This is a genomic window from Streptomyces sp. DT190 (genome assembly GCF_049846985.1).
Classification (GTDB): domain Bacteria; phylum Actinomycetota; class Actinomycetes; order Streptomycetales; family Streptomycetaceae; genus Streptomyces.
The window spans coordinates 176,928-201,482 of record NZ_JBNCNM010000015.1; the positions used below are offsets into that span (position 1 = coordinate 176,928).

General features: G+C 74.0%; 21 protein-coding genes. 14 read left to right on the forward strand and 7 right to left on the reverse strand.

The annotated features are described in order from the left end of the window. Nucleotides 1-31: 31 nt before the first annotated feature. The 5 genes from ACPXCS_RS25505 to ACPXCS_RS25525 form a co-directional block, all read right to left on the reverse strand. A complete protein-coding gene (locus ACPXCS_RS25505; RefSeq protein WP_425949544.1) occupies nt 32-1,450 on the reverse strand; it encodes a hypothetical protein in 1,419 nt (472 codons plus the stop codon). Then, the gene (pelF, locus tag ACPXCS_RS25510) at nt 1,447-2,967 is read right to left on the reverse strand and encodes a GT4 family glycosyltransferase PelF (protein WP_425949545.1); all 1,521 of its coding nucleotides are present in this window, start codon (nt 2,965-2,967) and stop codon (nt 1,447-1,449) included. Before pelF ends, ACPXCS_RS25505 begins: the two co-directional genes overlap by 4 nt. Before the next feature lie 98 nt (nt 2,968-3,065). Then, on the reverse strand, nt 3,066-5,195 hold the full coding sequence (locus ACPXCS_RS25515) for a hypothetical protein (RefSeq protein WP_425949546.1): 2,130 nt from the start codon (nt 5,193-5,195) through the stop codon (nt 3,066-3,068). Between the two features lie 398 nt (nt 5,196-5,593). Then, nucleotides 5,594-6,121: a hypothetical protein gene (locus ACPXCS_RS25520; protein WP_425949548.1), complete on the reverse strand. Its 528-nt coding sequence runs from the start codon at nt 6,119-6,121 to the stop codon at nt 5,594-5,596. 429 nt (nt 6,122-6,550) lie between these two features. Next, nucleotides 6,551-7,357: a hypothetical protein gene (locus tag ACPXCS_RS25525; protein ID WP_425949550.1), complete on the reverse strand. Its 807-nt coding sequence runs from the start codon at nt 7,355-7,357 to the stop codon at nt 6,551-6,553. A 207-nt stretch (nt 7,358-7,564) separates the two neighbouring features. On the opposite strand from ACPXCS_RS25525, the gene ACPXCS_RS25530 reads away from it, so the two are divergent. The 11 genes from ACPXCS_RS25530 (at nt 7,565) to ACPXCS_RS25580 (ending at nt 18,082) form a co-directional block, all read left to right on the forward strand. Next, the gene (locus tag ACPXCS_RS25530) at nt 7,565-8,188 is read left to right on the forward strand and encodes a class I SAM-dependent methyltransferase (protein WP_425949551.1); all 624 of its coding nucleotides are present in this window, start codon (nt 7,565-7,567) and stop codon (nt 8,186-8,188) included. Between the two features lie 167 nt (nt 8,189-8,355). Further along, a complete protein-coding gene (locus ACPXCS_RS25535) occupies nt 8,356-8,973 on the forward strand; it encodes an NADPH-dependent FMN reductase (protein WP_425949553.1) in 618 nt (205 codons plus the stop codon). Nucleotides 8,974-9,477: 504 nt separating this feature from the next. After that, a complete protein-coding gene (locus tag ACPXCS_RS25540; protein WP_425949554.1) occupies nt 9,478-11,388 on the forward strand; it encodes a PQQ-binding-like beta-propeller repeat protein in 1,911 nt (636 codons plus the stop codon). Continuing rightward, on the forward strand, nt 11,385-12,656 hold the full coding sequence (locus ACPXCS_RS25545; protein WP_425949555.1) for an MFS transporter: 1,272 nt from the start codon (nt 11,385-11,387) through the stop codon (nt 12,654-12,656). The genes ACPXCS_RS25540 and ACPXCS_RS25545 overlap by 4 nt, the downstream gene beginning before the upstream one ends. A gap of 11 nt (nt 12,657-12,667) precedes the next feature. Beyond that, a complete protein-coding gene (locus ACPXCS_RS25550) occupies nt 12,668-13,372 on the forward strand; it encodes a GTP cyclohydrolase II (protein ID WP_425949556.1) in 705 nt (234 codons plus the stop codon). Then, nucleotides 13,369-15,096, forward strand: coding sequence for a WD40 repeat domain-containing protein (locus tag ACPXCS_RS25555; protein ID WP_425949557.1), 1,728 nt, complete (start codon nt 13,369-13,371; stop codon nt 15,094-15,096). Before ACPXCS_RS25550 ends, ACPXCS_RS25555 begins: the two co-directional genes overlap by 4 nt. After that, nucleotides 15,093-16,109 (forward strand): formylglycine-generating enzyme family protein, encoded by a 1,017-nt coding sequence (locus ACPXCS_RS25560; RefSeq protein ID WP_425949559.1) that lies wholly within the window; start codon nt 15,093-15,095, stop codon nt 16,107-16,109. Before ACPXCS_RS25555 ends, ACPXCS_RS25560 begins: the two co-directional genes overlap by 4 nt. Nucleotides 16,110-16,170: 61 nt before the next feature. Continuing rightward, nucleotides 16,171-16,662, forward strand: coding sequence for a dCMP deaminase (locus ACPXCS_RS25565; protein WP_425949561.1), 492 nt, complete (start codon nt 16,171-16,173; stop codon nt 16,660-16,662). Between the two features lie 6 nt (nt 16,663-16,668). Then, nucleotides 16,669-17,124 (forward strand): luciferase family protein, encoded by a 456-nt coding sequence (locus tag ACPXCS_RS25570; protein WP_425949563.1) that lies wholly within the window; start codon nt 16,669-16,671, stop codon nt 17,122-17,124. A 123-nt stretch (nt 17,125-17,247) separates the two neighbouring features. Then, a complete protein-coding gene (locus ACPXCS_RS25575) occupies nt 17,248-17,391 on the forward strand; it encodes a hypothetical protein (protein WP_425949565.1) in 144 nt (47 codons plus the stop codon). Between the two features lie 34 nt (nt 17,392-17,425). After that, nucleotides 17,426-18,082, forward strand: a complete 657-nt coding sequence (locus ACPXCS_RS25580; RefSeq protein ID WP_425949566.1) for a hypothetical protein — start codon at nt 17,426-17,428, stop codon at nt 18,080-18,082. A gap of 123 nt (nt 18,083-18,205) precedes the next feature. Here ACPXCS_RS25580 and ACPXCS_RS25585 read toward each other — a convergent pair whose 3' ends face one another. Then, nucleotides 18,206-21,214, reverse strand: a complete 3,009-nt coding sequence (locus ACPXCS_RS25585; protein WP_425949567.1) for an AfsR/SARP family transcriptional regulator — start codon at nt 21,212-21,214, stop codon at nt 18,206-18,208. Nucleotides 21,215-21,558: 344 nt separating this feature from the next. On the opposite strand from ACPXCS_RS25585, the gene ACPXCS_RS25590 reads away from it, so the two are divergent. Together ACPXCS_RS25590 and ACPXCS_RS25595 are read left to right on the forward strand one after the other, a co-directional pair. Continuing rightward, complete coding sequence (locus tag ACPXCS_RS25590; RefSeq protein WP_425949569.1) at nt 21,559-22,557, forward strand: GlxA family transcriptional regulator; 999 nt, start codon at nt 21,559-21,561, stop codon at nt 22,555-22,557. A 66-nt stretch (nt 22,558-22,623) separates the two neighbouring features. Further along, nucleotides 22,624-23,262, forward strand: a complete 639-nt coding sequence (locus ACPXCS_RS25595) for an HD domain-containing protein (protein ID WP_425949570.1) — start codon at nt 22,624-22,626, stop codon at nt 23,260-23,262. 157 nt (nt 23,263-23,419) lie between these two features. Here ACPXCS_RS25595 and ACPXCS_RS25600 read toward each other — a convergent pair whose 3' ends face one another. Continuing rightward, the gene (locus ACPXCS_RS25600) at nt 23,420-23,785 is read right to left on the reverse strand and encodes an STAS domain-containing protein (RefSeq protein ID WP_425949571.1); all 366 of its coding nucleotides are present in this window, start codon (nt 23,783-23,785) and stop codon (nt 23,420-23,422) included. Between the two features lie 174 nt (nt 23,786-23,959). Here ACPXCS_RS25600 and ACPXCS_RS25605 point away from each other — a divergent pair, with 174 nt between their 5' ends. Beyond that, complete coding sequence (locus ACPXCS_RS25605) at nt 23,960-24,433, forward strand: ATP-binding protein (RefSeq protein WP_425949572.1); 474 nt, start codon at nt 23,960-23,962, stop codon at nt 24,431-24,433. Nucleotides 24,434-24,555 lie beyond the last annotated feature (122 nt).

The window sequence follows — 24,555 nt, forward strand, 5'->3', positions numbered from 1 at the left end:
GATCCCTTCGGTGGGTGGGGAGGAGCGGGGCTCAGGCGTGCGGGGCGGGCCGGCCGAGCAGCCACAGCGCGCACGCCGCCAGACACAGGGCGGCGGCGCCGCAGCACAGCGGCAGCGCCAGGGCGGCGCCCGGCGGCGACCGGAACAGGACGACCGCCCCGGCCCCGCCGGCCGCAGCCAGGCAGATCCCGGCCGACGGCCAGGCCGCCCCGAACGCCTGGAGCAGCAGCGCGGTCCACAGGACGGCGGCAAGCAGCAGCAGGGCGACCGGGTCGGCACCGGTGAGCAGGGCCGCGGGCAGCAGCGGGGCGAGGTAGGCGAGCAGGCACAGGCCGAGGACGGCGGCGGAACGCAGCAGGAAACCGGCGGGTGTGGCGGTGGCGCGCAGCGCGGCGACCGACAGCCCGCGGTAGCGGTACAGCAGCCACTCGGCCGGTCCCATGCTGAGGGTCAGCACGATCACGGTGTACGGCTCCTGCCGCCCCTCCAGCAGCACCAGCACCCCCGCGGCCAGTCCGAACAGGCCGTAGGGCAGGGACCACAGCAGACGCGGCCGGGTGGCGCCGGTGGCGGCGGGGACGGCGAGGGCACCGTGCAGGACCCGGCCGGTGACGGCGAGCGTGGCCAGCAGCGCCAGCAACGGCAGCCCGGCCCTCGGCACCGGGCCCGGCTCCCACCACGGCAGCACGGCGGCACCCGCGAGCAGCGGACTGAGCGCGGCCAGCAGCAGCCGCTCCCTGCCCAGCACCAGCAGGACACCGGCGGCCGCCAGATACGCGGACTGCGCGGCCGCCGCCAGTGTCACCGGTCCGCCGCCCGCGAGCGGTGCGGCGGCCGCCGTCGCGACCACCGCCCCGATGGGCGCGCCGACCAGGAGGGTCCGGCCGGCCTCCCGGCGCCCGGCCGTCAGACGCAGGTGGGCGCGGTGGCCGAGTGCCTGTCCCCAGGCCCAGGAGACGAGTCCGGCCACGATCAGGGCCGGGGCGTACCCGCCGGCGTCCCACAGGGGTGCGGTCAGCAGGTAGGCGAGCCCCGGCAGGGCGAAGAGCACGCCCCGCAGCAGACAGCGCACGGTGTCGGGACGCCAGGGGTCCGCCGCCGGGGCCGGCTCGGGGAAGGTGCGCGGCACGTGTGCGTACAGCGCGGAGGCCAGGGAGAACAGGTTCGGGTGCCCGTACCGCTCGTTGATCACGGAGGCGGACAGTCCGTCCGCCTCCAGCAGCGCGGCCACCTCGTAGGGGTGGACGGCGGGACCGATGCGGTCGGCGAGTTCGGCGGCGAGTTCACTGACCGCCGCCTCGTCGGGGCCGCGCCTGGGCAGCCTGATCGCGAGCGTAGTGTCGTCCAGGGCCCAGCGCGGCCGGCGGCGCGGCGGGCGGGCAGCGGCCAGCCGGATGGCCAGCGTGTCCTGTTCGGAGCCCCCCGGTTCGAGGGATATCGGCCCGCTCACAGGGCGAGGCTTCCGGCGCCGTCGACGGCCGGCACGGCCGACGTCACCCTCGTGGGCATCACGGTCGACTCCTCGGACGGGTGGGCGAGTTCGAGATAGACGGAGCGGAACGTGTCGATGGTCTGCCGGAGGGTGAACTGCTCGATGACCCGCAGCCGGGCGGCTTCGCCCATGGCCCTGCGCCGCCCGGGGTCGGCCAGCAGCTCCAGGGCGGCCGCGGCCATCGCCTGCGGATCGCGCGGAGGCACCACGAGCCCGGTGTCGCCGACGGCCTCGCGGACGCCGCCCACGTCGGTGGAGACGGTCGCCCGGCCGCACGACATGGCCTCGATCAGGGTGAAGGGGAAGCCCTCGCTGATGCTGGAGAGCATCACGACGTTGCCGGCGGCGTAGGCGTCCTTGATGTCGTCGACGCGCCCCTCGAAGGTCACGGCGTCGGCGTGCCCGAGCTCGGCGGCCAGGGCCTCGCAGCGTTCCCGGTAGGCCTCCCCGCCGCGCGGTGTCCCGCCGAACAGGCGCAGTCGCGCCTGCGGGAACCGGGCGCGGACCAGGGCGAAGGCGCGGATGAGGGTTTCGAGGTCCTTGATGGGGTCGACGCGGCCCGCCCAGCTCAGGGTGGGCGCGTCCGGCTCGGGCCCGGCCGCCGGGAACGCGGCGGGATCGACGCCGTTGTAGACCGTGCGGATCGACTCCGGGTCGGCGCCGCCCTCCTCCTCCCACAGCCGGTTGTAGCGGTTGCCCGGCGTGATCAGGGCGGCCCGGCGGTAGCTCTCCTGCGCGAGCAGCCGGAAGAACCCCAGGATCACCGCCTTCACGGGCCAGCGGTAGGGCGCGGTGCGGTAGCCGAGGTAGCGCTCGCGCAGATAGACCCCGTGCTCGGTGAGCAGCAGGGGCACGCCGTGGTCCTGCAGGGCGGCCAGGCCCGGCAGGACGGCGACCCCGCCGCTGACCGCGTGCGCGACCCCGCTGTCGGGCGCCGGGGCGGCCAGCGGGCGCAGGGCGTGCTCCAGCAGGGCGGTCGCGGTCAGCGCGTCGTGCAGGGTCGGCCGCGCCTCGCGGACGGCGAGCCCGGGGCGGTTCCACAGTGCGGTCAGGATCGCGATCGCCCGGTCCCCGCGCAGGAACGGGCTCAGCGTCCCGTCCGACGCGGCCCGTGCCAGCGCGTACAGGGCGGGCGCGAACCCGTCCTCGGCACGCGGGTCGAGCAGTGCGGCCAGGAACCGCTCGTAGGCGGCGGCGAGCCGGTTGCGGGTTCGGCCCCGGGGCGGGCGGCCCTCGGGCGGGTCGCCCCACATGGGGACGGACAGCACGCTCGTGACGTGTGCGGGCAGGTCCCAGACGACCGGCTCACGCCCGGTGCCGGTCACGGCGATGACGTCGAAGGCGAGATCGGGCATGCCCTTCACGAGCTGGTCGCACCAGACGCTGACGCCGCCGTGGCTGTGCGGGTAGGTGCCTTCGGTGAGCAGGGTGACGCGCGTCGCTGCGGTGCGCCGCACGCCGTGGGGAACGGGCATCGTTGTGCTCCACGGCTGAGGTGTGGGGTGGTTCGGGCCGGTCCCGGCCGCCACGGGGCGGCCGGGACGTCCGGTCGGATGGGGCGCGTGCGCGCCGTTCAGCCGTCTGCGGTGTGGCCCACCGGATCGGTGACGCCCGCGGGGACCCGGGTCCGCGGCGCGGGGCGGGTGGCCGGAGCGGGCTCGGCGGTGGGGGCGGCCGCCGGAGCGGGGACGGACGCCGGCAGCGTGAGAGCGAGCGGTGCGCCCGTCGCGGGTGTCCAGCCGGAGGCGGCCCCCGCGTACGCCGTGCCGAACGCGGTGCCGCCCAGGGTGGTGCCGGTGGGCAGGGTCGCGGTGACCGCCAGTCCGTCCGGCGCGTCGACGGTCACGGTGCCGCCGATGCGGTGGGCGGTGACCTTCCCGTCCCGGAGCGCGGCCTGCCAGGCGGCGCGGCGCTGCAGTTCGGCGCCGATGTCCCGCATGCGCGGGTTCACGAGCGGGGTGTCCTCGGCGAACAGCGCCTCGTAGCCGTCCAGGACGCCGTCGAGCACGGGGTAGGCGATGCGGTCCTCGGCCAGGTTCGACTGGTGGATGAAGTGCGGCTTGGGGTCGTTGGACAGGACGTGCCCGAGGGCGATCCGCGTCTCCAGCGGCACGATGTGGCCGGTGTAGCCGGTGGCCGTGTCCAGGGGGGCGGGCAGGCAGGTGGTGGTCTGCGGGTTGTCCTCGCAGATGCCGCTGCCGCCCTGGGCGCGGCTGGTGTAGATCCAGTTGTACTCGTCGACCTGCTCGGCGGCCCGCCCGGCGTTGTAGAACACGTTCATCGGGTAGCGGGGGACGGTGGTGGCCGGGCCGACGCGGCGCTGGGCGGGCTCGCGGGAGTTGTCCGAGCCGAGCCAGGCGATGTCGTTGTCGTCCAGGGCGAGGGCCAGGTTGGGGTTGTCCTCGGGCTGCTGCGGCAGCACCTTCATGCCCGAGTGCTCACCGGTCACCAACTCGTCGTCCAGCAGCGGCAGTCCGGCGCTCCGGCCCCAGACGCGGTTGAGGGCGATCTCGTCGGAGATGTCGTCGCGGCTCATCCACTTGGTGCTGCCGTCGGGGTTGGTCGCGCACGTCCACGGCACCACGGTGGTGTCCTGCACGCAGCCCAGGAAGGGATGCGAGTAGGTGTGGTTGATCCAGCGGAACTCGCCCCGCCGCGCGATCAGCCGGTCGGCGAGCGGGTCGGCGCCGTTGTTGTCCTGGCGGTGGTCGACGCTCCCGGCGCCGTTGTAGGCGAAGTCGAGCGTGAAGTCCTGGCCGCGCTGCCAGTCGACGGCGTGGTCGACGTCGGCGGGCGTCATCCGGATCGGGTCGGGTGTGGCGTTCGGGTCGGTGCAGTCGACGTCGCCGGGGGTGCAGTTGAGCGTGCTGTTCCACCGGTCGTCGGCGGCGAAGACGTCGTCCACGTGGACGGAGAAGTAGTTCCGTGAGGCACCCAGGTGCACCCCGCCGGTCATCCACTCCACGATGCCGCGGGCCAGGAGGCGGAACTGCTGCTGGTACTGGTTGTAGACGAAGGTGACGACCAGCTCGCGCCGCCCGTCGTGCCGGTACTCGCCCACCAGCGTGCCCTTGGCCGGCCGGCCGGGGATCGCCGCCTCGACGTACGGGGTGAAGTCGGCGCCCGTGACGGGCTTCGACAGGTAGGCGTAACTCTCGCCGACGGCCGGGTCGTTGTCCTCGAAGGGCACCGCCCCGTCGAGGTAACCGAAGGGGCCCGCCTTGCCCGCGGCGGTCACCTCCGCCCGCTCGCCGTCGATGCTGCCGGAATAGCCGCCGTTGACCGGGTACTGCAGGCCGGCTTCGGGACGCGCGTAGGTGTAGGCGTCGACCTGGGGGACGTCGTACGTCCGCTCGTACGCCGCGAGGGCCGCCATCTCGGCCGAACCGGCCGGGAACGGGTTGTCGTTGGGCAGCACGACCGCCTGGAACCTGGCGCGTGGCCGGCCGTCGACGCTGTCCGCGAGGAAGTCGGCGTCGATCACGGTCCGGCCGGACTGCGTGAGGTCGATCCGGGTGTACGGCGTGCCGGCCGCGGCCAGTTCGGCGGCTATCGCGTCGGTGGACGGGCCGCCGTCGCTCACCACCAGCACCCGCAGGTCGACGCGGGGCGTGGTGTCGGCGTGTGCCGCGCCGGCCGGCAGGCCCAGAGCGGCGATGAGCGCGCCCACCGTGACCACGGTGGTGCGTAAGGTCCGCTTCATGCGGTGAAGTCCCCTCCCCGGGCAGGGATGAGCACGGCTCCCGTGGAGCGGACGCACCCCCTTGCGTGCCGCCGGCGTCCCCCTCAGAAGCCGGTTCGTCACGCATCCGTTCGCGTCACATAGTGAGGTCTCTGTGGAGATTTCGCGGTCATGTTGCGCAACATGACGAAAAAGCGCAGGTGTCCAACCGGGTGCTTCCCGAAGCGAAGGGGGTCCTGGCCGGTCATCGGCGCAAGCCGGCCGCGGTGGCCGTGCGGGCCCCGCGTGCTGGTCCGAGCCCTGTACGGCGTACCGGCGGGCCCGCGGGGCCCGCCGGTCGTCATGCCAGTGGTCCAGACCGGACCGGATACCTGGGTACGGCATCTTTCAGGTCACGGCCTTCGGGCCCCGGCTCGGCCTCAGGCGCAGAGCACGCGCGTGACGGGCGTGTAGACCGGCCCGCCGCTGACGTTCGTCGAATCGCTGAACTCGGCGTAGAAGTAGGAGTAGAAGCCGATGTTGCCGTTGCAGCCGGAGTCCGCGGCGACGTCCAGCTTCAGGGTCACCGTACGGCTCTGCCCGGGCGGGACGGTCGCGCCGTAGTTGGCGCCGAGGTCGGCCGGGCCGGTGCCGGAACAGGGGGTGCTGCCACTCGAGGTGGTCAGACTGCACCCGGAGAAGGCGTACTTGAGGTCGGGGCGCTGCGTGGTCAGCCACGTCGGCTCGATCGTCTGGTACACGAACCAGACGTCGTAGGTGTTGTTGTTCGTCAGGGTCATCGACAGGTTGACGGTGCCGCCGGGTGTGGTGGTGGCGCTGTCGGTGGCGAAGGTCAACTCGGCCGGCGCCGGGTCGGCCGCGCTCGCTCCGGGCGCCAGGCCGAACACGGCGAGGAAGAGGGCGAGGACGGCACCGAGGCCGAGACGTCTCATCACGGGTGATCGCATGGCCGGGAGGCTAGGCAGCGGCCGGCGGCGGCGTCTGCCCCGCGGAACGGCCCCCTGCGCCGCCCGGCCGGAAGTGTTCATGACGTGAAGGGCGCGTGACGGAGATGTGGAGGGCGGGCGGTGTGTGCATCGTGCCAGGTGATCCGCGCGGCGCGGGGGCGCCGGGCGGGCCGGGCACCGCCGGCCGCTTCCGCCGGGCGCGGGGACGACATTGGCGCGTATCGGATCAGGCGGGCCTCCCTCCGGGCCTGCCGTGAGGATCTGACAGGTGTGCGCGTCGCGTTCGGCACCCTGGCCCGGGCGCCCTCCGGGAAACCGGAAGGTGCCGGGAGAAGGGCGGGCGGCCTGGACGGCTCCGGCGCGGCCCGGGCGCAGCCGCCCGGGGCGGCCGCACGTCCAGCGGAGGCGCCGCCGGGCCGCTGGCGGCGGTCACCGGGCCGTCGCGGCGAGGAACACCACGGCGCCCGTGATCACGAGCAGGGCGGAGGCGAAGGTGTGCCGCCGCGCCGCGCGGAGCCTCTCCCGTACGAGCCAGGCGTGCGCGGTCGCCAGCAGCCACCGCAGATAGGGGTCGGTGCGGGCGGTGTTGCGCCGGGCCGCGGCCAGTCCGCGCTCCAGCGCGGCCCGTTCCGCGGGGCCGGCGGTGGCCAGTCGCCGGCTGATCTCCGAGGCGATGTGACGGTGGCGCAGGAGGTCCTCGACGTCCGTCGCCAGTGCGCCGAAGTAGTAGCCGGGTGCGGCGTCGAACTGCTCGCGCAGCCCGCGCAGGGCCGGTGAGGTGAGGACGTCGGGTGTGGTCATCGGCGGGACGAGGACCTCACTGGTCTGCCACACCGCCCAGGCGACCCCGAGCAGCGCCACGATCAGACCGCCCCCGGCCCAGGCCGCGTGCACCCAGTCGTCGATCTTCCCGACGGCCAGGAGCGGACCGCCGCCGAGCAGCAGGGCTCCCACGGCACCACTCGCCGCGAGCGTCCAGCGCGCGGCCTCCCGGCTGTCGGCGACCGAGTCCAGGGGTGAGGGCAGCGCCTCCAGTACTCCTGCCCCGGGCGGGTTCGCCGCCGCGGGAGGGCTCACCGGGTCCTCTCCGCGGAAGACGACGCCGAGCGGACCCGGGTCGCCGTCGGGCAGGTCCAGGTACGGCGCCCAGCGCTCGCCGTCGAAGTACTCCAGCACGCCGGACTCGTCGACCCGCACGGCGTTGGTCTCCGGCTGCTCTCCTGGCGCGTCTGACATGAACTCATTATGACCGCAGGCCTGTTGGCAGGTTCGCCCGGAGGGGGCGGCGTGCCACCCCGGACGGCGCGCGATGCGCCCGCCGAATTCAATTCCCCCGGGGTGAGTATAGGGAATTACGCTCCCGAATCATTCCCGAATTGATCCCTGATTCATCCCGCTCGGGAAAGGGTTGACCTCGCACTTCGCCCTCCCTAACTTTGCTGAATGATTACCAGCCACTGGAATCCGAACATTCATTACTACCCCACAATTCTGGGCTTCGTCCCCGGAAACTGCCGCGAGGCACTGGACGTGGGATGCGGTGACGGAGAGCTCGCGCGTCTGCTCGCCGCGCGGTCCGATCGGGTCACGGGGATCGATCTCTCCGCGGAGATGGTCGAGTCGGCACGCGACCGCAGCGAGAACGTGGGCAACGCCCGCTTCCTGGAGGCGGACTTCTACGAAGCCAGTGGGACGGAGCTCCCCGAGGGCCACTACGACCTGATCACCATGGTCGCGGTCGCCCACCACCTCGGCACCGAGCGCGCCCTGGCCCGGTCGGCGCAACTCCTGGCCCCCGGGGGGAGGCTGGCCGTCATCGGACTGGCCGACCCCGGATCCGTACTCGACCTGCTGCACCTGGCCGCCGCGATCCCCGCCGTGAAGGCCACGGGCCGGCTCAGGGGCGGCAGCCACTCCCCGCCGAAGATGCCGGTCGCCGACCCGGACACCACGTTCCGCGAGGCACGGGACATCGCCCACCGGGTGCTGCCGGGCAGCCGGTTCCGGCGCCGCCTGCTGTGGCGCTACACCCTGCTGTGGGAGAAGCCGCGCGAGGTCCGCGACTGATGTCCAGGGTCGTTCGCGGCGCTCTTCGGGCCCGCTGCCAGCGGTTCCCGTCCGGACCGGCACGGGCGGTATCGGATCGGGACCGGGTCGGGAAGCGGGTGCGGCACTGTCGAGTCATCGGAAGGCGGCCCCGGCAGGGGAACCGCCCGGACGACAGGGAGACCGGGGTGACCAGGATCGTACTGATGTCCGGCAGCCTGCGGCGCGACTCGGTGAACACCACCGCCGTCGCGACCCTCGGCCGGCTGCTGGCCCAGCGGGACACACAGGTGCACACGCCTGTGCTGGACCCGCGGGTGCTGCCCTACTACGACCAGGACCTCGACGTGGCGGACGGACCCGCGCCGGTGGCCGAGGCGCGCCGCCTGCTCGCGTCGGCGGACGCCCTGGTGATCAGCACCCCCTCCTACAACGGAGGCGCACCAGGCGTCCTGAAGAACGCCCTGGACTGGCTCTCCCGACCCTGGGGGGACAGTGCGCTGACCGGTCTGCCGACGGCGGTGGTGAGCGCGTCCCCCGGGCCGCGCGGAGCGGCGGACGCCCAACCGGGGCTCCGGGTGAACCTGGAGCGCTCGGGGGCCGTCCTCATCGACCACCGGCCCCTCGCGCTCGGTGACGCCGAGGCCCTGCCGCGCACGGCCCGGGGGTTCACCGACCCGACGACGGTCGCCCTGCTCGACGAGGTGGCCGGGGCCGTATGGGCGGCCCGGCGCACCGCCGTCGTCGCCGACGTCGTCCGGCCCGCGGCCGCCGAGGGCGAGCTGCATCCGGCGACCGCCGTCTGAGCCCCGCCCGACCGACTGCGGCGACCCCGCCCCACCCACTCCGGACGATCCCGTCCGGGCCCGGCGCCGGCCCCGTCCGCCGCGCCTCACCACAGACTTGCCCCGCGCGTGGTGCCCACGAGGTACGCGTCGGTGGCAGGAAGCCCGCCCGACCAGGGACGGTGCATCGCTCAGGCACCACGCGACGTGGAGCCCGAACTCACGAAAGGGGGTGCCCCTCATGACGAAGCTCGTCCGCCGCGTGACCCGCGCCGCCATCTGAGGCGCCCGGTGAGTCCCCGTTTCCCGGCAAGAGAGTGCGAAGGAGGTGCAGTCCCATGACCAAGCTCGTCCGTCGCGTGACCCGCGCCGCCATCTGAGGCGTCCTCACCCTGTAGCGCAGTGAGGATCCGCCCCCTGGGGCAGGCTCGGCCCGCCCCGGGGGGCACACCTGTTGCCTGTTGACCCCTCTGCTCACCTTTGCTGCTGCTGCCCAACCCCGTCCGACAGGAGTGGAGTTTCGCCATGGGCATCCCCGAACGGATCACACGGATCGTCAGCCTGCCCGGCCGCGGGCTCCTGGCCTGTGACGTCCGCGGTGGCCTGCACCTGCTCGACCACGACCTGACCCTGCGCCGCTCCTCCGGCGTCCCCGCCCTCGCGCAGGACCCGGCCGGCCAGCCGGTGTACGGCGTCGCCCTCGCCGGCGACTGGATCATCACCCGCGACAAGACCGGCACCCTGTGCCGCTGGAACGCCGACACCCTGGACCTGGCCGACCGCCTCGACGCCCGCGCCACCGCCGACCGCTCCCTGCTCCTGGAGGGCGAACAGCCGTCCCCCACCATGCTGCGCGGCATCGGCCTGTGGAACGGCAAGGCCTATGTCGACAACGGGTACTTCCAGGTCGTCGTCCTCGACGTGGAGACGTTCGCCGTCGAGCGGATCGTGCAGTGGCCGCACGGCTACGACATGCTCGAATGGTTCTGCACCGACGCCCCCGGCGTGCACGCCGTCTCCGACCGGCACGGGTGCGTCCACCTCGGCTCGCTGGAGGAGTGGTCCTTCCCGACCACGGTGCGCATCGACACCTCCAACGTCCACCGTGTCGTCTACGACGCCCGGCACCGGCGCTTCTGGGCCATCGGCGACGCCGGCATCGACGACACCCGCAACGTCTCCAACGGCGTCGTGACCATCGGGCTCGACGGAACGGTCGGCCAGCGTATGCACTTCGCCCGCAACGACGTCGAAGGGCTGGTGTTCTCCCCGGACTTCACCACCGCCTACATCGGCGGCTTCGACGGGGAACTGCTGCTGTTCGACAACACCACGCCCGAACTGACCGTCCGCAAGCGGGTCGACGGCTTCAGCCACCAGATCATCGACGTCACCATCGACGAGCAGGGACGCGTCTACACCCTCACCCAGGACGGCGAGATCACGGCACTGTCCCCGGAGGGCGAACTGCTGCACCGGCTCTCCTACACCCGCCAGTGCGTGTGGGACCTGCGCCCGCTGCCCGGCGACGGCACCACCGTCCTGGCCGCCACCGACGACGGCACCGCCGTGGTCCGCCTTCGCACCAGCGGCGACCACGCCCGCCTCGACCTGGTCGACGAGTACCACGACGCCCCCGGTTTCGCCCGCCGCGCCGAGCCGTGCGGCGACGACCGGGTGGCCATCTTCTGGCCCGGCACCGTGCGCCGCTTCACCCCCGACGGCACCACCGTGTGGGAGTCCCGCCTGCCCGGCATCGTCCACACCGTCTCGGTCTCCCCGGACCACAGCCGCGTCCTCGTCGCCTGCAACGCCGGCGGCTTCGAGTTCGACGCGGCCACCGGCCGGCAGCTGCTCCACGTGGACCGACTGCCCGCCGGCGCCTGGGCGTCGGCCTACCTGCCCGACGGCCGCCGGGTGCTCGGCACCCGCACCGGCCGGCTCGCCGCCTACGACGAACAGGGCGGCGTCACCTGGGAGACGGAGCTGGAGAGCTACCCCAAGCGGCTGCTCGTCGACGGCGACCGGCTGCGCGTCACCGGCGGCGGAGGCGTCAAGGAGATCGTCGTCGGCGAGGACAAGCCGCGGCGCCAGTTCGTGGAACTCCTCGACAACACCGCCGAGAACTGCGCCCTGATCGACGGCACCCTGTGCGTGGTCACCTACGGCATGCAGATCGCCGCCTACGACCACGACAGCGGCGAACTGCTGGCCCTGCACGAGGACCTGCCCGACTTCCCCAAGGGGATGACGGCCCTGCGCGGCGCGGACGGCCGGGCCTACGTGGTCGTCGGCGGCCGGGGCGGCTACCTGCGCCTGTACCGCGTGGACCGCGGCGGCGAGGGCCCCGTCCTCAGCGTGCTGCGCGACCTGTGGCTGCCGCGGTCCTCCGGCGCCCGTCCCTTCCCCGCCGCGACCGGCGCGGCCCGGCCGTGACCACCGCCGACCGGGTGCGCGCCCGGGGCAGCGACCGCGGCGACGAGGTCGTGGAGCCCTCGCCGTTCGCCGAGCGCTCCTTCAGGGTCTTCGCCGCCGGGAACATGGTCAACAACCTCGGCGAAGCCCTGTACGCGACCGCGCTGCCCCTGCTGGCGTACCGCCTGACCGGCTCCCTCGCGGTGATGACCTGGCTGGCGGCCACCGTGCCGATGAGCATGCTGCTCGCCCCCTGGTTCGGCTCGGTGGCCGACCGGCGCGGCACCGCCGGCCTCGTCCTGTACGGACTGCTGGCGCAGGCGTCGGCGGCCACCGTGATGAACCTGCTGCTGTGGCAGGGCGATCCCGCGCCGTGGGTGCTGTTCCTCTGCGCCCTGGTGGTGGCCGCCGGCGGCGTCGCCTACCGCGTCGGCTGGATGACCGACGTCCCGGTGATGTTCCCGCGCTGCCCGGCCCGCGCCCGTGGCACCCTCAACAGCCTGTTCCTCGCCACGACACTGGCCGGGCCGGTCCTGGTCGCGGCCACCCTGCCCCTGCTGGGCTACCTCGGGGTGCTGTGGCTGAACCTGCCCACGTTCTTCGCGCCCCTGGCGGTGTGGGCGGCGGGTGTCCGCCCGCCCCGCCGCCCCGCGACGGACAGCCGCCGGCGCGAACCGGCACGACTGCGCGGTGTCTGGCGCGACACCCTCGCCGACCGGCGCATCGCCGTCACGCTCGTCCTGCAGATGGTGCTGGAGGCCGTCTGCGGCACCGGCCTGACGTCCCTGGTCCTCTTCGAACTGCGCCACTCCTGGCAGCTGTCCGCACAGCAGGCCGGCTGGGTCGTCGCGGCCGTGAACCTGAGCCTGCTGACCGGCAACCTGCTGGTGTCACAGCGCGAACGACTGCGCCCCGCGACGCTGCTGCCCGCCGCCGTGGTCGTCCGCGCGGTCTCCCTGGCCCTGCTGGCGGTGCCGGTGTGGCCGCTGTTCCTCGTGGCCCTGGCCCTCGGCGCCGTCGCCCAGGGCGCGTTGCTGGCGGCCGTGGTGATGCTGCGGGTGCGGTACCTGCCGCAGGCGGTCATGGGCCGGGCCTCGGGACTGATGTGGCTGCTGACGGGATCCGCCGCACTGCTGTCCCCTGTTGTGATCCCCCCGCTCGAAGACGCTGCGGGCCCGCACGCCACGTTCCTGGCGCTCGGCGTCGCCTCGTCGGTGGTGCTCGTCCATCTGCACCGCGCCCGCACCGCCTGGACCCCGACGAACCCGGCGACGACCGAGCCGGCCTAGGAGGAGGAAACATGCCCCACATACCCGGCGACACCCGCACCACCGACCTCCCGGCCGCCTCCGTGCCCGCGCTGCGCCACCCCGACGCCGCCGGTGACGCGCCGCCCAGGGCGGAGGTGCGCCAGAGCGTCCGCATCCCTCTCTACCCGGCGACGGGCGACCCCATCGCCGCCCGCGTCCTGACCTTCCGCGGGCTGGTCGACGGGCGCGAGCACCTGGCGCTGCGCCTGGGCACCGCCCAGGACGGCGTGCCGCTGGTGCGGGTGCACTCCGAGTGCCTGACCGGCGACGTCTTCGGCTCCGCCCGCTGCGACTGCGGGCCCCAGCTGCGCGAGGCGCTGCGCATGATCGACACCGCCGGCGGCCTGCTGCTGTACCTGCGCCAGGAAGGGCGCGGCATCGGCCTGTACAACAAGCTCGACGCGTACGGGCTGCAGGACCGCGGCCTGGACACCTACGAGGCCAATCGGGCCCTGGGAATGGGCGAGGACGAACGCGACTACGCGGCCGCCGCGCAGATGCTGCGGGCCCTCGGCCACGACGAGATCGACCTGCTCACCAACAACCCCAACAAGTGCGAGCAACTGCGCCGTTACGGCATCCGGGTGCGGCGCACCGTCGCGACGGGCGTCTTCGTCAACCCGCACAACACCGGCTATCTGACGGCGAAGGTCGCCCGCACCTCTCACACCATCCGACTGGAGGAGTCAGCGTGATACGCCATCACGGGCCGATCAGCGGCGTCGCGGCCTTCGGCGGCGCGTACGTGGCCACGGCCGGCTACGACAACCAGGTCATCCTGTGGGACGCGGCCCGCAGGACGCCGCTCGCCCGCGCCGTCCACGACCACCTGGCCAACCAGGTCGCGTTCAGCCCGGACGGGAAGCTGCTGCTGACCTCGTCGAGCGACTACACCGCCCGGCTGTGGTCGGTGCCCGACCTGAAGCTCCGTGCCGTCCTGAGCGAGCAAAAGGACGACGTGGAGATGTCCGTCTTCCACCCGAGCCGGGAACTGGTCGCCACCGCCTCGCGCGACCACCTGCTGCGGGTCTACGACTTCAACGGCGCGCTCGTGGCCCGCTTCGAGGGCCACACCGCCGACGTCATCTCCGTCGCCTGGCTGGGGGAGAGCGACGAACTGCTCACCTCCAGCGACGACGGCACCGTCAAGCGCTGGTCCCTGGCGACCGGCGGCATGGTCGGCGAGGTCGACCTCGGCGGCGTGGAGACGGACACCATCGCGATCACCCGGGCCGGCGTGGTCTACGCGGGCAACGACGACGGCGAGATCATCACCATCGCCGACGGCCGCACCGGCAAGTCGCCCGCCCACGAGGCCGGCATCAAGCGACTGGTGTACAACGCGGCCACCGAGTCCCTGGTCAGCCTCAGCTACGACCGCACCCTGCGCGTGTGGGACGCCTCCGACGCCGCGGCCGGGCTGCGGCTGACACACACCGCCGAGTTCCCCGCCGAGGTGTGGGCCCGCTCCTGCGCCTTCCTCGACGACTCCACGCTCGTCTTCGGCACGTTCGGCTCGTCCTACGCCGTCTACCGCATCACCGACGGCACCTGGGACCTCGACGGCGTGGAGCCCACGGCCTGCGTCAACTCCGTCGTCACCACCGCCGACGGCGCCGTGTGGACGACCGGCGACGCCGGACTGGTGTGGGTGGACGGCACGCAGCGCGCCGACACCGGCAGCCTGTGCAACTTCCTGGTGGAGGTCGGCGACCGGGTGCTGACCGGCGGTCAGCTCGGCCGGGTCTTCGACGCCCGCGACGGACGCGTCCTGCACCAGCACCGCTCGCCGCTGAACTGCGCCGCGGCCTTCACCCGGGACGGCGTCCCGCACGTCGTGGTCGGCGCCTACACCGGCGAGGGCCTGGTCTTCGCCGTGCGCGAGGGGCAGGAGCCCGAGCACGTCGCCACGCTGCCGCTGCACACCAACGCCGTCAAGGGCGTCGCGGTCTCCGGCGACACGCTGTTCGCGGTGTGCGCCGACGCCTCGGTGTCGTGGTTCTCGCTGGAGACGTTCACCGAGACCGGCCGCGTCGACGGGGCCCACGCGCGGATCGCCAACGGCTGCGCCCCGCTGCCGGGCGGCCGTTTCGCCAGCGTCAGCCGCGACCTGACCCTGCGCGTCTGGGACGGCCGCACCAGCCGCACCGTGCCGACGCCGCACGACCACTCCGTCAAGTGCGTCGCCGCCTCCACGGACGGACGCCTCGTGGCGACGGGCTCCTACGCGGGCACGGTCGCCGTGCACGACGTGACGACGGGGGACTGGCCGGTCGTCGTGCGGCCCACCACCGCCGGCATCTCCAGCCTCCACTGGGACGAGACCGGCGGCCGCTTCCTCGCCTCGTCCTACGACGGCCGGGTCTACCCGCTGGACCCGCCGGCGGCCTCCGAGGCACCCGTGGAGCGGGCGGCATGACCACGGCCGAGGCCACCGTGGTCAACCCCAACGAGCTGGACGACCGTACGGCGATGGGGCTGCCCGCCTCCTTCACCGACCGCGTCGACCAGGACCGGCTGCGGCACCTGACCGGCACGCTCGCCGGGCAGGACCCCCGCGCGCTGGCCCTGCGCGTGTCGGACCCGGCGGCCGAGCCGCTGCTGCGGCTGGCCGCCGGCAACCTGCTGGCCCTGCTGGGCGATCCCCGCATCGACCCGCTGGCGCCGGCGATGGCGGACGTCCCGGCCGCCCGGGTGCGGCTGGGACTGGCGGCGGACCGGGTCGACGCGGTCGCCGCCGCCTGGCGGCACGTGGGCGTGACCCGCGCGTGGATCGCGAAGGAGGCTCCCGAGTACGAAGCCGACATCGCCGCCTTCCGCATCGCGCGCCACCCCGTCACCAACGCGGAGTACCGGCTGTTCCTCACCGAGAACCCGGACGCCGGGCTGCCCACCTCCTGGCGGTTCGGCGTCTACCCGCCCCACCTGGCCAACCACCCCGTGTGGAGCGTGTCCCCGCAGGACGCCGACGCCTACGCCGCCTGGCTCGCCCGCCGCACCGGCCGGGCGTTCCGGCTGCCCACCGAGGCGGAGTGGGAGTACGCGGCCTCCGGCGGTGACGGCCGCGCCTACCCCTGGGGCGACGAACCCGGCGAGGACCTGGCCAACACCGTGGAGTACGGGCCGCTGACCACCACCCCGGTCGGCATGTACCCGGCGGGACGCAGCCCGTTCGGCCTGTACGACATGGCCGGCAACGTCGAGGAGTACGTATCCGACGACTACCGGCCCTACCCGGGCGGCGACCTCGTCGACGACGACCTGCACGGGAACACCGGCACCGCCTACCGGGTGGCCCGCGGCGGCAGCTTCACCCGCTACGCCGACCTGTGCCGCTGCCGCCGCCGCCACGGCTGGTACCGCCGGGACCTGTACGCCATGGGGTTCCGGCTCGCCGAGACCCCGCCCGCCGACGGCACCGGACCGGGGTGAGGCCGGTGAACAGGCGTCCATGTCCGGCGCCGGCCGGGGCGGTGGCCCGCCGGGTGCCGCCGTGACGGGCCGTCGGGACAGACCGGGTCCCGGGAGCGACCTGGAGTGGTTACGGCGCGCCGTGGACCTCTCCCGCCACTGCCCGCCGTCGCCGACCGCGTTCTCCGTCGGGGCGATCCTGGTCGCCGCCGACGGCAGGGAACTGGCCCGGGGGCACTCGCGCCAGGACGGCGGCCGGGTCCACGCCGAGGAGGCCGCGCTGCGCTCCCTGGGCGACCCCCTGCCCGCTCTGCGCGACGCCACCCTCTACACCTCCCTCGAACCGTGCACGCGGCGCGCGTCCTCCCCGTCCCCGTGCGCGCGGCTCGTGCTGGCCGCGGGCATCGGACGGGTCGTCGTGGCCTGGCGGGAACCGCCCCTGTTCGTGGCGGACTGCACCGGCGTGGAGACCCTCCGCGCGGCGGGTGTCGAGGTGGTGTGCCGGGACGAACTGGCGGCCGAGGCCCGGGCGGTGAACCGCCATCTGCTGTCCTCGGGCACGGCGGGCGGGTGAGCCGTCATGCCGCTGCCGCCGCGCCCGGGGCCGGCCCCACTGGTGGTGACCGGTGACCCGGTGGAACAACTCACCGACCCGGCGCCCGCCGGGCTGACACAACGGCTCGTCGACGCGGTCACCGCGTTCGACGGGGTCCGCACGGGTCCCTCGTACGTCTGCGTACGGGGGACCCGTGCGTTCCATCTCGCGCCGGTCCTGGCCCACGGACCGGCCGAGGCGTTCCTCGCGGGCTCGGAGTTCGGGCATGTGCACCCGCCCTACGACGGCAGCCTGCACCTGATGCTGCCCGCCCCGTGGGGCAAGGAGGTGATCGCGGCCGGCTGGGGCACGGCCGCCGCACCGCACGGCTCGCTGCTCGTCTACGGCCCGCGCGACGAGGCCGAGACGGCCGTCGTCGCCCGCCTGGTGACCCGGGCGTACCTGTACGCACGCGGCAGCTGGACACCCGGCCCGCCCTGACCCGGCCCGATACCCGGCCGACCTGCCCGGGTATCGGGCCGGTATCGCACCGGGACGCCACCGGGACCCGCCCGTCGCACTGTCGTGGCACACCGGAAACGGACGGCTCGAAAGGAACACGACATGCGGTGGTTGGGGCACGCGGCGCTGGCCGTGGTCATGACGGCGGTACTCGGCTGGGCGGGCGCGACGACGGGAGCCGCCGGTGCGCACGGGGCGGACGGACACCACCGGGTGCTGGCCACCGATGTCGGCCCCACCCACTGACCTCCGCGTCGTCCCGAGCCGGGAGGAGACCGAGATGACGGTGAGCGCGGGCCGGTTCCCGGTGGTGCTCCTGCCGGGACCGGACACCCCGGCCGCTGAGGTGACCCGCCTGGTCCAGGCGCTGCCCGCCGCCCTCCGGCCGGTCGTCCTGCGGCCCGCCGACGGGGTCCGGCCCCGTACGGCGGCGGCGCGCGCCCCGCACGACCTGGCGGACGGTCTGGTCCACCGGGTCCGCGACGCGGGCGTGACCGGCCTGTTCGCCCTGCACGGCTGGGGAACCGGCGCCTACCTCGGGCTGGCGCTGGCCGGGGCGTTCGAGAGGGCGGCCGGATACGCCGTCTGCACCACCTTGTTCGTGTCGGACGCGCCCGCCCCCGGCCGGGCCCCGGCGCCGCGCGCGACGGCACCGGCTCCGGGACCGCTGACGCACGCCGTGCGCCGCACGGTCACCGAGAGCCGGCTGGTGGTCTGCGCGGACCCGGCACCCGCCGGGCCCGGCGCCCCCGGTCTGGCGCCGTGGAGCCGTCACTCCACCTCCGGCACCGAGTTCGTCACCCTGCCACCGGGGCCGCGGGCCACGGCCCTGGCCGGACTGATCGCCGCGCGGCTGCTTCCCGCCGCGACCCGGGCGGCCCGCACCCCGGCGGCCCGGGTGCCGGGCGGGGACAGGGTGGCCGGAGCAGCGCCCTGACCCCTGCTCCGAGGACGTGACCGCCTTTGGCCGCCGGGCCCCGACGCCTCCTGCTCGGGACCCGGCGGCCGGCTCCATCAGGCCGTCACGGCCGCGGCCACGGCACCGTCACGGCCGGCCCCCTCACCTCTGCGAGTCCAGCGCCATCGCGGCGGCGTGCTCCCGCGCCGAGCGGCCGTGCCGGTCGGCGGCGGCCACGTCCCCCAGGGCCCGCAGGGCGTCCGCGAGCCCCCGGTGCGAGCCGGCGATCTCCGTACGCAGCCCGATGGCCGTCGCCCGCGCCAGCGCCGCCCGGTGACGCTCCACGGCCCGCCGGTGCTCGCCGCGCGCCCCGTCGATCCGCCCCAGCACGTTCTCGGCGGCGGCCTGTCTGGCCCGTGACCCGTGACCGCGGGCCAGGTCGAGCGCGGCCACCGCGTGTTCGCGCGCCGTGTCCGCCCGTCCCGCCCGCAGCTCCGCCTCCGCCAGGTTGCTCAGCACCAGGGAGGCCAGCGCGGGCGAGCGCAGCGGCTCGCACAGCGCCCGGGCCCGCTCCAGGCACTCCACCGCGTCCTCGATCCGCTCCAGACCCAGCAGGGCCAGCGACAGGTTGGCCAGCGCGGTCACCTCGATCCCCGCGTCACCCGTGCGGCGCGCCAGTTCGGCGGCCCGTTCCCCGGCGCTCACGGCGTCGGGCAGGCGCCCCAGACGCTCCCTGGCGAAGCACAGGTTGGCCAGGGCCTGGGCCTCCTCCCGCGCGGAACCCAGCGCGCGGTGCGCGTCGCCGGCCCGCTCCAGGTAGCCGACGGCGTCCGTCAGCCGTCCGACGCTGGCGCACAGGACGCCGAGCCGGCTCAGGCAGGCCGCCTCGGTGCGCGGGTCGTCGAGCCCGGCGGAGATCCGCAGGGCCTCCTCGGCGGAGGCGATGCCCTCCCGGAACAGGTCGCGCTGCCACTGGGCGACCGCCTGGTTGATCAGCGAGACGCACAGCAGTTCCGGATCGCCCTCCTTGCGCGCACTGTCCACGGCCAGCCGGGCCGTCCGCTCGAAGTCGGAGAAGTGGTTCTGGGCGTGCAGGTGGAAACCGACGCCGCGGCTGAGCCACGCGGCGTGCCGGTGCAGGCCGTGCTGGTCGGCGAGGTGGACGACGGCGACGACGTTGCGCCACTCCTGGGCGAACCACCGCTGCGCGTCCTGCGGGCGCAGGGCCGCTGCCGCGTACCGGGGGTCGGCCGCCGGGGCGCAGCCGTAGCGCACCCGGCCGGGGAACAGGGCGTCGCACGCGCGCTCCAGGTCGGCCACCATGCGCTCGGCCATCCGCCGCACCGCGGCGGACCGCTGCGCGGGATCGTCGGCCGACAGGGTGCGGGCGAAGCTGTGCACCAGGTCGTGGAAGGAGTACCGCCCCCACTCGAACTCCTGCAACAGGTGCACGTCCAGCAGGTGTTCCAGGGTCCGTTCGGCGGTGTGCTGGTCGGTGTCCAGCAGCGCCGCCGCCGTCGGCAGCGCGAAGTCCGCACCCGGATGCAGGCTCAGCAGCCGGAAGTGGGCGCGGTGTTCGGGTCTCATCGCGTCGTAGGACATGCGCAGGGCCGTCGCCACGCTCCGGTCCCCGGACTCCAGTTCGCCCATGATGCGGGCGTCGTCGCCGAGCCGCTCGGTCAGGTGGTGCAGCGTCCAGTGCGGACGCTTGCGCAGGCGGGCGGCGCAGACCCGCAACGCCAGCGGCAGCCGGCCGCACAGCCGCACCAGCTGCGCGGTGGCGTCCGGTTCGGCGGCCACGCGGTCCGGCCCCAGGATGCGGCGCACCATCTCGACGCTCTCCTCCTCGGTGAGCAGACCGAGCGACAGCCCTTCGGCGCCCTCCAGTTCGGGCAGCCGGATCCGGCTGGTGATGAGGACCAGACTGCCGGGGGAGGCGGGCAGCAACGGGCGGACCTGAGCACCGTCCACCGCGTTGTCCAGGACCAGCAGCAGCCGGCGGCGGGCACTGGTGACCCGCCACAGCGCGATCCGGCTGAGCAGGTCCTCGGGCACGGACCGCCCGGGCACGCCCATCGCCCGCAGCAGCACACCGAGCGCGGTGCCCGTCGACAAGGGCTCCTCCCCGGGCGTGAAGCCGCGCAGGTCGAGGTAGAGCTGCCCGTCGGGGTAGGTGTCGGCCAGCCGGTGCGCCGCGTGCACGGCCAGCGCGGTCTTGCCGCTGCCGCCCATGCCGTCGATGAGCAGGATGTGCGGGCTCGTCCGGTCGCCGTCGGCGGGTGGCGGGGTGGTGAGCCGCCGTATCTCGTCCTGGCGTCCGGTGAAGTCGGCCAGGTCGTAGGGCAGCGTGCACGGGGAGGCACCGGTGATCGCGAAGGGCGGTTCCTTGGCGTCCTGGGGCACCGGAGGGGCGTCCAGGACCGGGTCGGCGCGCAGGATCTGCTCGTACAGCGCGGCCAGTTTGGGGCCGGGGTCGATGCCGAGCTCCTCGGCGAGCGAGGTCCGCAGCCGCGTGTACTCCTCCAGCGCCTCCGCCTGCCGTCCGGCGCGGTAGAGGGCCAGCAGCAGGTGGCCGCGCAGCACCTCGCGGTAGGGGTGGGCGGTGACGGCCTCGCGCAGCTCACCGATGAGCGCGCTCGACTCGCCCTGGTCCAGGCGCAGTTCGAAGCACTGCTCGGTGGCGGTCAGACGCCGTTCCTCCCACACGGCCGCGGCGGCGTCGATGACGGGGCCGCCAGCGCCGCCGAGGATGGGACCCCGCCATGAGTCCAGTCCGGTCCTGAGCTGCATGACAGCGTTGTCAAACAGGCCTTCGGCGCGGGCCTCCTGGGCGCGGCGCACCCGGATGTCGAACATCCGCAGATCCAGCTGGCCGTCGTCGAGCGCGACGCGGTAACCGGGCGGCTCGGTGACGATGACCTCGTGCCCGGACGGCAACCGCCGGCGCAGTTCGGCGACCGCCTTGCGGATCTGGTGCACCGCCGTGGACGGCGGCTCCTCCTCCCAGACCGCCTGGACCAGCCGGGAGACCGGGACGATCCGTCCCGCCTCCAGCAGCAGCATGGCTAAGACCCGTTCGTTGACCGGACCACCGGGCTTGATCCGTCTCTCACCCTCCCAGATCTCCAGGGGGCCGAGAACATGGAAGTGCACGCGGGGGGTGGTGTGCATGGTCGGTGCTCCAACTCATGGTGTGTTCCCACTTGTTCCCCCGCAGGCCGGTGACCTCATATGTCCGTGCTATGTGCCGGTTGAACATACATACACTTCCACGCTCGACGGCTGACATGCACCGGTCCGGCGCGGCGCGGCGTGGCGCCGCCTCCCTCCGACAGCCTGCCCCGCGTCCCGGCCCGCGAGGCGTCCCGGGCCCCGCCGCCCGAGGCGTCCCCGAACCCCGCCCCTCACCGGCGCCGCTTCCGGCCCGCACGGCCGACCCGCACAGCCGGCCGAGGGTGAGGACAATGGGGGAGGACGAGCTCCGCCGGGGAGCCGGGACCCATGAGGTGAGAGTGATGAAGCCGGGCGAGCACAGCGTCGGCGTACTCGTGTTCGACGGCATGAAGATGCTGGACCTGTCCGGGCCGGCCGAGGTCTTCAGCGAGGCCAACCGGTACGGCGCCCACTACCGCCTGACCCTCGTGTCCGTCGGCGGGACCCCGGTCTCCTCGTCCATCGGCGTCCGGGTGCCGGTCGACGCCGACGTCACCGAGGCACCGGCCTTCGACACCCTGCTGGTCGTCGGCGGCGACGAACTGCCCTGGGGCCCGGTGGACCCGGAGCTCACCGCCGCGGCACGGACCCTGGCCTCCCGCGCCGGCCGGGTCGCGTCGATCTGCACGGGCGCGTTCGTCCTCGGCGCGGCGGGCCTGCTCGACGGCAGACGGGCGACGACGCACTGGCAGCACACCGAGCTGCTCGCCCGGCGCTGTCCCGGCACGCGCGTCGAGCCCGACGCGCTCTTCGTCAGGGACGGCTCGCTCTGGACCTCGGCCGGGGTGACGGCCGGTATCGATCTGGCCCTGGCCCTGGTGGAGCACGAGCACGGACCGGACCTGACCCGCGGCGTCGCCCGCTCACTCGTGGTCCACATGCAGCGGGCCGGGGGACAGTCCCAGTTCTCCGCCTCGCTGCAGGGGCCGGCCCCGCGGACGCAGGCCCTGCGGCAGGTCCAGGACGCCGTACAGGCCGACCCCACCGCGGACCACAGTTTGGAGGCCCTCGCCGCCCGTGTCCGGGTCAGCCCCCGCCACCTGACCCGGATGTTCCGTACGGAGCTGGACACCACACCGATGCGGTACGTGGAACTGATCCGCTTCGACCTGGCGAAGGCGCTGCTGGACTCCGGCCACAACGCCACCGAGGCCGCCGCGCGGTCCGGTTTCCCCAGCTACGAGAGCCTGCGCCGCGCGTTCGCCCGCCACCTGGGCATCTCCCCGACCGGGTACCAGCGCCGCTTCGGCACGACGGGGGCGGGCGTGGCCGTTTCCGAGGGGTTGTCGGCCATCCGGTAGCGGACGCGGGGTCCCCGGCGGACGGAGGGTGGAGCCACCGACCACCTCTGCCAAGGAGAACCCGTCATGAGCGAGAAGATCGCCGGTGTCGTCATCCCGGACAGCACGCTGGTCCGCGACGCCACGGAACTGATCCGCAGCACCACACCGCCGCTGATCTTCCACCACTCGCGGCGGGTGTACCTCTTCGGCAGCCTGCAGGCCGCGGCCCTGGGCCTCAGCCCCGACCCCGAGCTGCTGTACGTGGCGGCGCTCTTCCACGACACCGGCCTGGTCGCCCCGTACCGCAGCGACCACCAGCGGTTCGAGATGGACGGCGCCGACCGGGCCCGCGCGTTCCTGCTCGACCACGGCCTGTCCGAAGCCGACGCGGCAACCGTCTGGACGGCCGTGGCCCTGCACACCACGCCCGAGGTGCCGTACCGGCTCGCGCCGGAGATCGCGGCGACCACGGCGGGCGTGGAGACCGACGTGCTCGGCCTGAGGCTGGCCGCCCTCACCCCGGCCCAGATCGGCGAGATCACCGCGGCCCATCCCCGCCCCGACTTCAAGCGGCAGATCCTGCAGGCGTTCACGGACGGCTTCCGGGACCGCCCCGAGACCACGTTCGGGACGGTGAACGCGGACGTCCTGGAACACTTCGTCCCCGGCTTCCGCCGCACCGACTTCGTGGACGTGATCCGGAACTCCGACTGGCCCGAGTGAGCTGCGGCCGGCACCCGGCCACGGCGCACCGGACCTCGCGACCCCTTCCGAGGGGGGAGGAGGTCCGGTGCGTGCCGGTTCCTGGGGGCCCGGTGCGCGCCGGACCGGGCCCTGCGGTCCGGTGCTCCCGGTCCCGCCGGAGCCGGAAGGGGAGCGGTCAGGCGGTCAGGGCCTGCTCGGTCGTGGCGTGGCACGGGATGAGCGTGTCCACGCCGACCAGCTGCAGGACGCGCAGCACGGACTGCTGGGCGCCCGCGATGCGCACCCAACCGTCCTCGGTGCTCACCTGCTGGTGGGCGGCGACGAAGACGTTGATGCCGCTGGAGTCCATGAAGGTCACACCGCTGAGGTCGGCGACGATCCGGGCCGTCCCCGTCCCGCCCTCGCCCAGGAGAGCTCCCCTGAGCACGTCCTGGACGTCGTGGTCGATCTCTCCCCGCAGGGTGACGACACGGACCCCTTCGACCACGCGATGGTCCGCGGAGAGCCGGCTGGGCCGGTCGGCTTGCTCGGTGTGGGCCACGGTCTCCTCGACTGCAATCTAGGCTTGCCCCCTCGGGGCAGGATGCCCGGGTGATTCTGCCCCACGGACGCGGCCGGATGCACCCGGGTGGCGATTTCGTGCCCATGCCGTGCTGCATGCCACGGCCGCAGGGGGGTACTGGCGCGCGCATGACGGGGAGTGAGGACGAGACCCATGGATGCTGATGCCGACGACTGTACGGGGCGGGACGAGCACGTGATGCGGGCCGGTTACACCCTCGGCGCGGAGGACCGCTGCATCGCGGACGCCCGGCATCACGCGGCGGCCTTTCTCGACCGGGCCGGCGACGACCACCAGGTGCCCGTCTCGGATCGGGCCAGGGACCTCACCCAGCTCGTGGTCAGCGAGCTCGTCACCAACGCCCGCAAGTACGCCCCCGGCCCCGTCCTGATGGAACTGCGCCTCACCGCGCGTGCCGTGGAGATCATCGTCCGGGACAGCGATCCCACGGTCCCCGCGGCCCGCGCGGCCGACCCGGGCAGGATCGGCCAGCACGGCCTGGAGATCGTCAAGGCGGTCACCGAGAACCTCCACATGGAGCGGGAGGCGGCCGGCAAGCGCATCACCGCCCGCATCGGCCTGTGTGAGTCACCCCACAGCGACAGCGCCACCCGGGCCGCGCGCTGACCGGCCGCACGACCCCGCGTACGCGCCGCGCCACCGGAGCGCCCCGGACGCCGCGCGCGGCCGGTTCGGGAAGACGCGGCCACGACCGTTCCTCCGGGCGGCACCGGGGTACACGGTGGGGG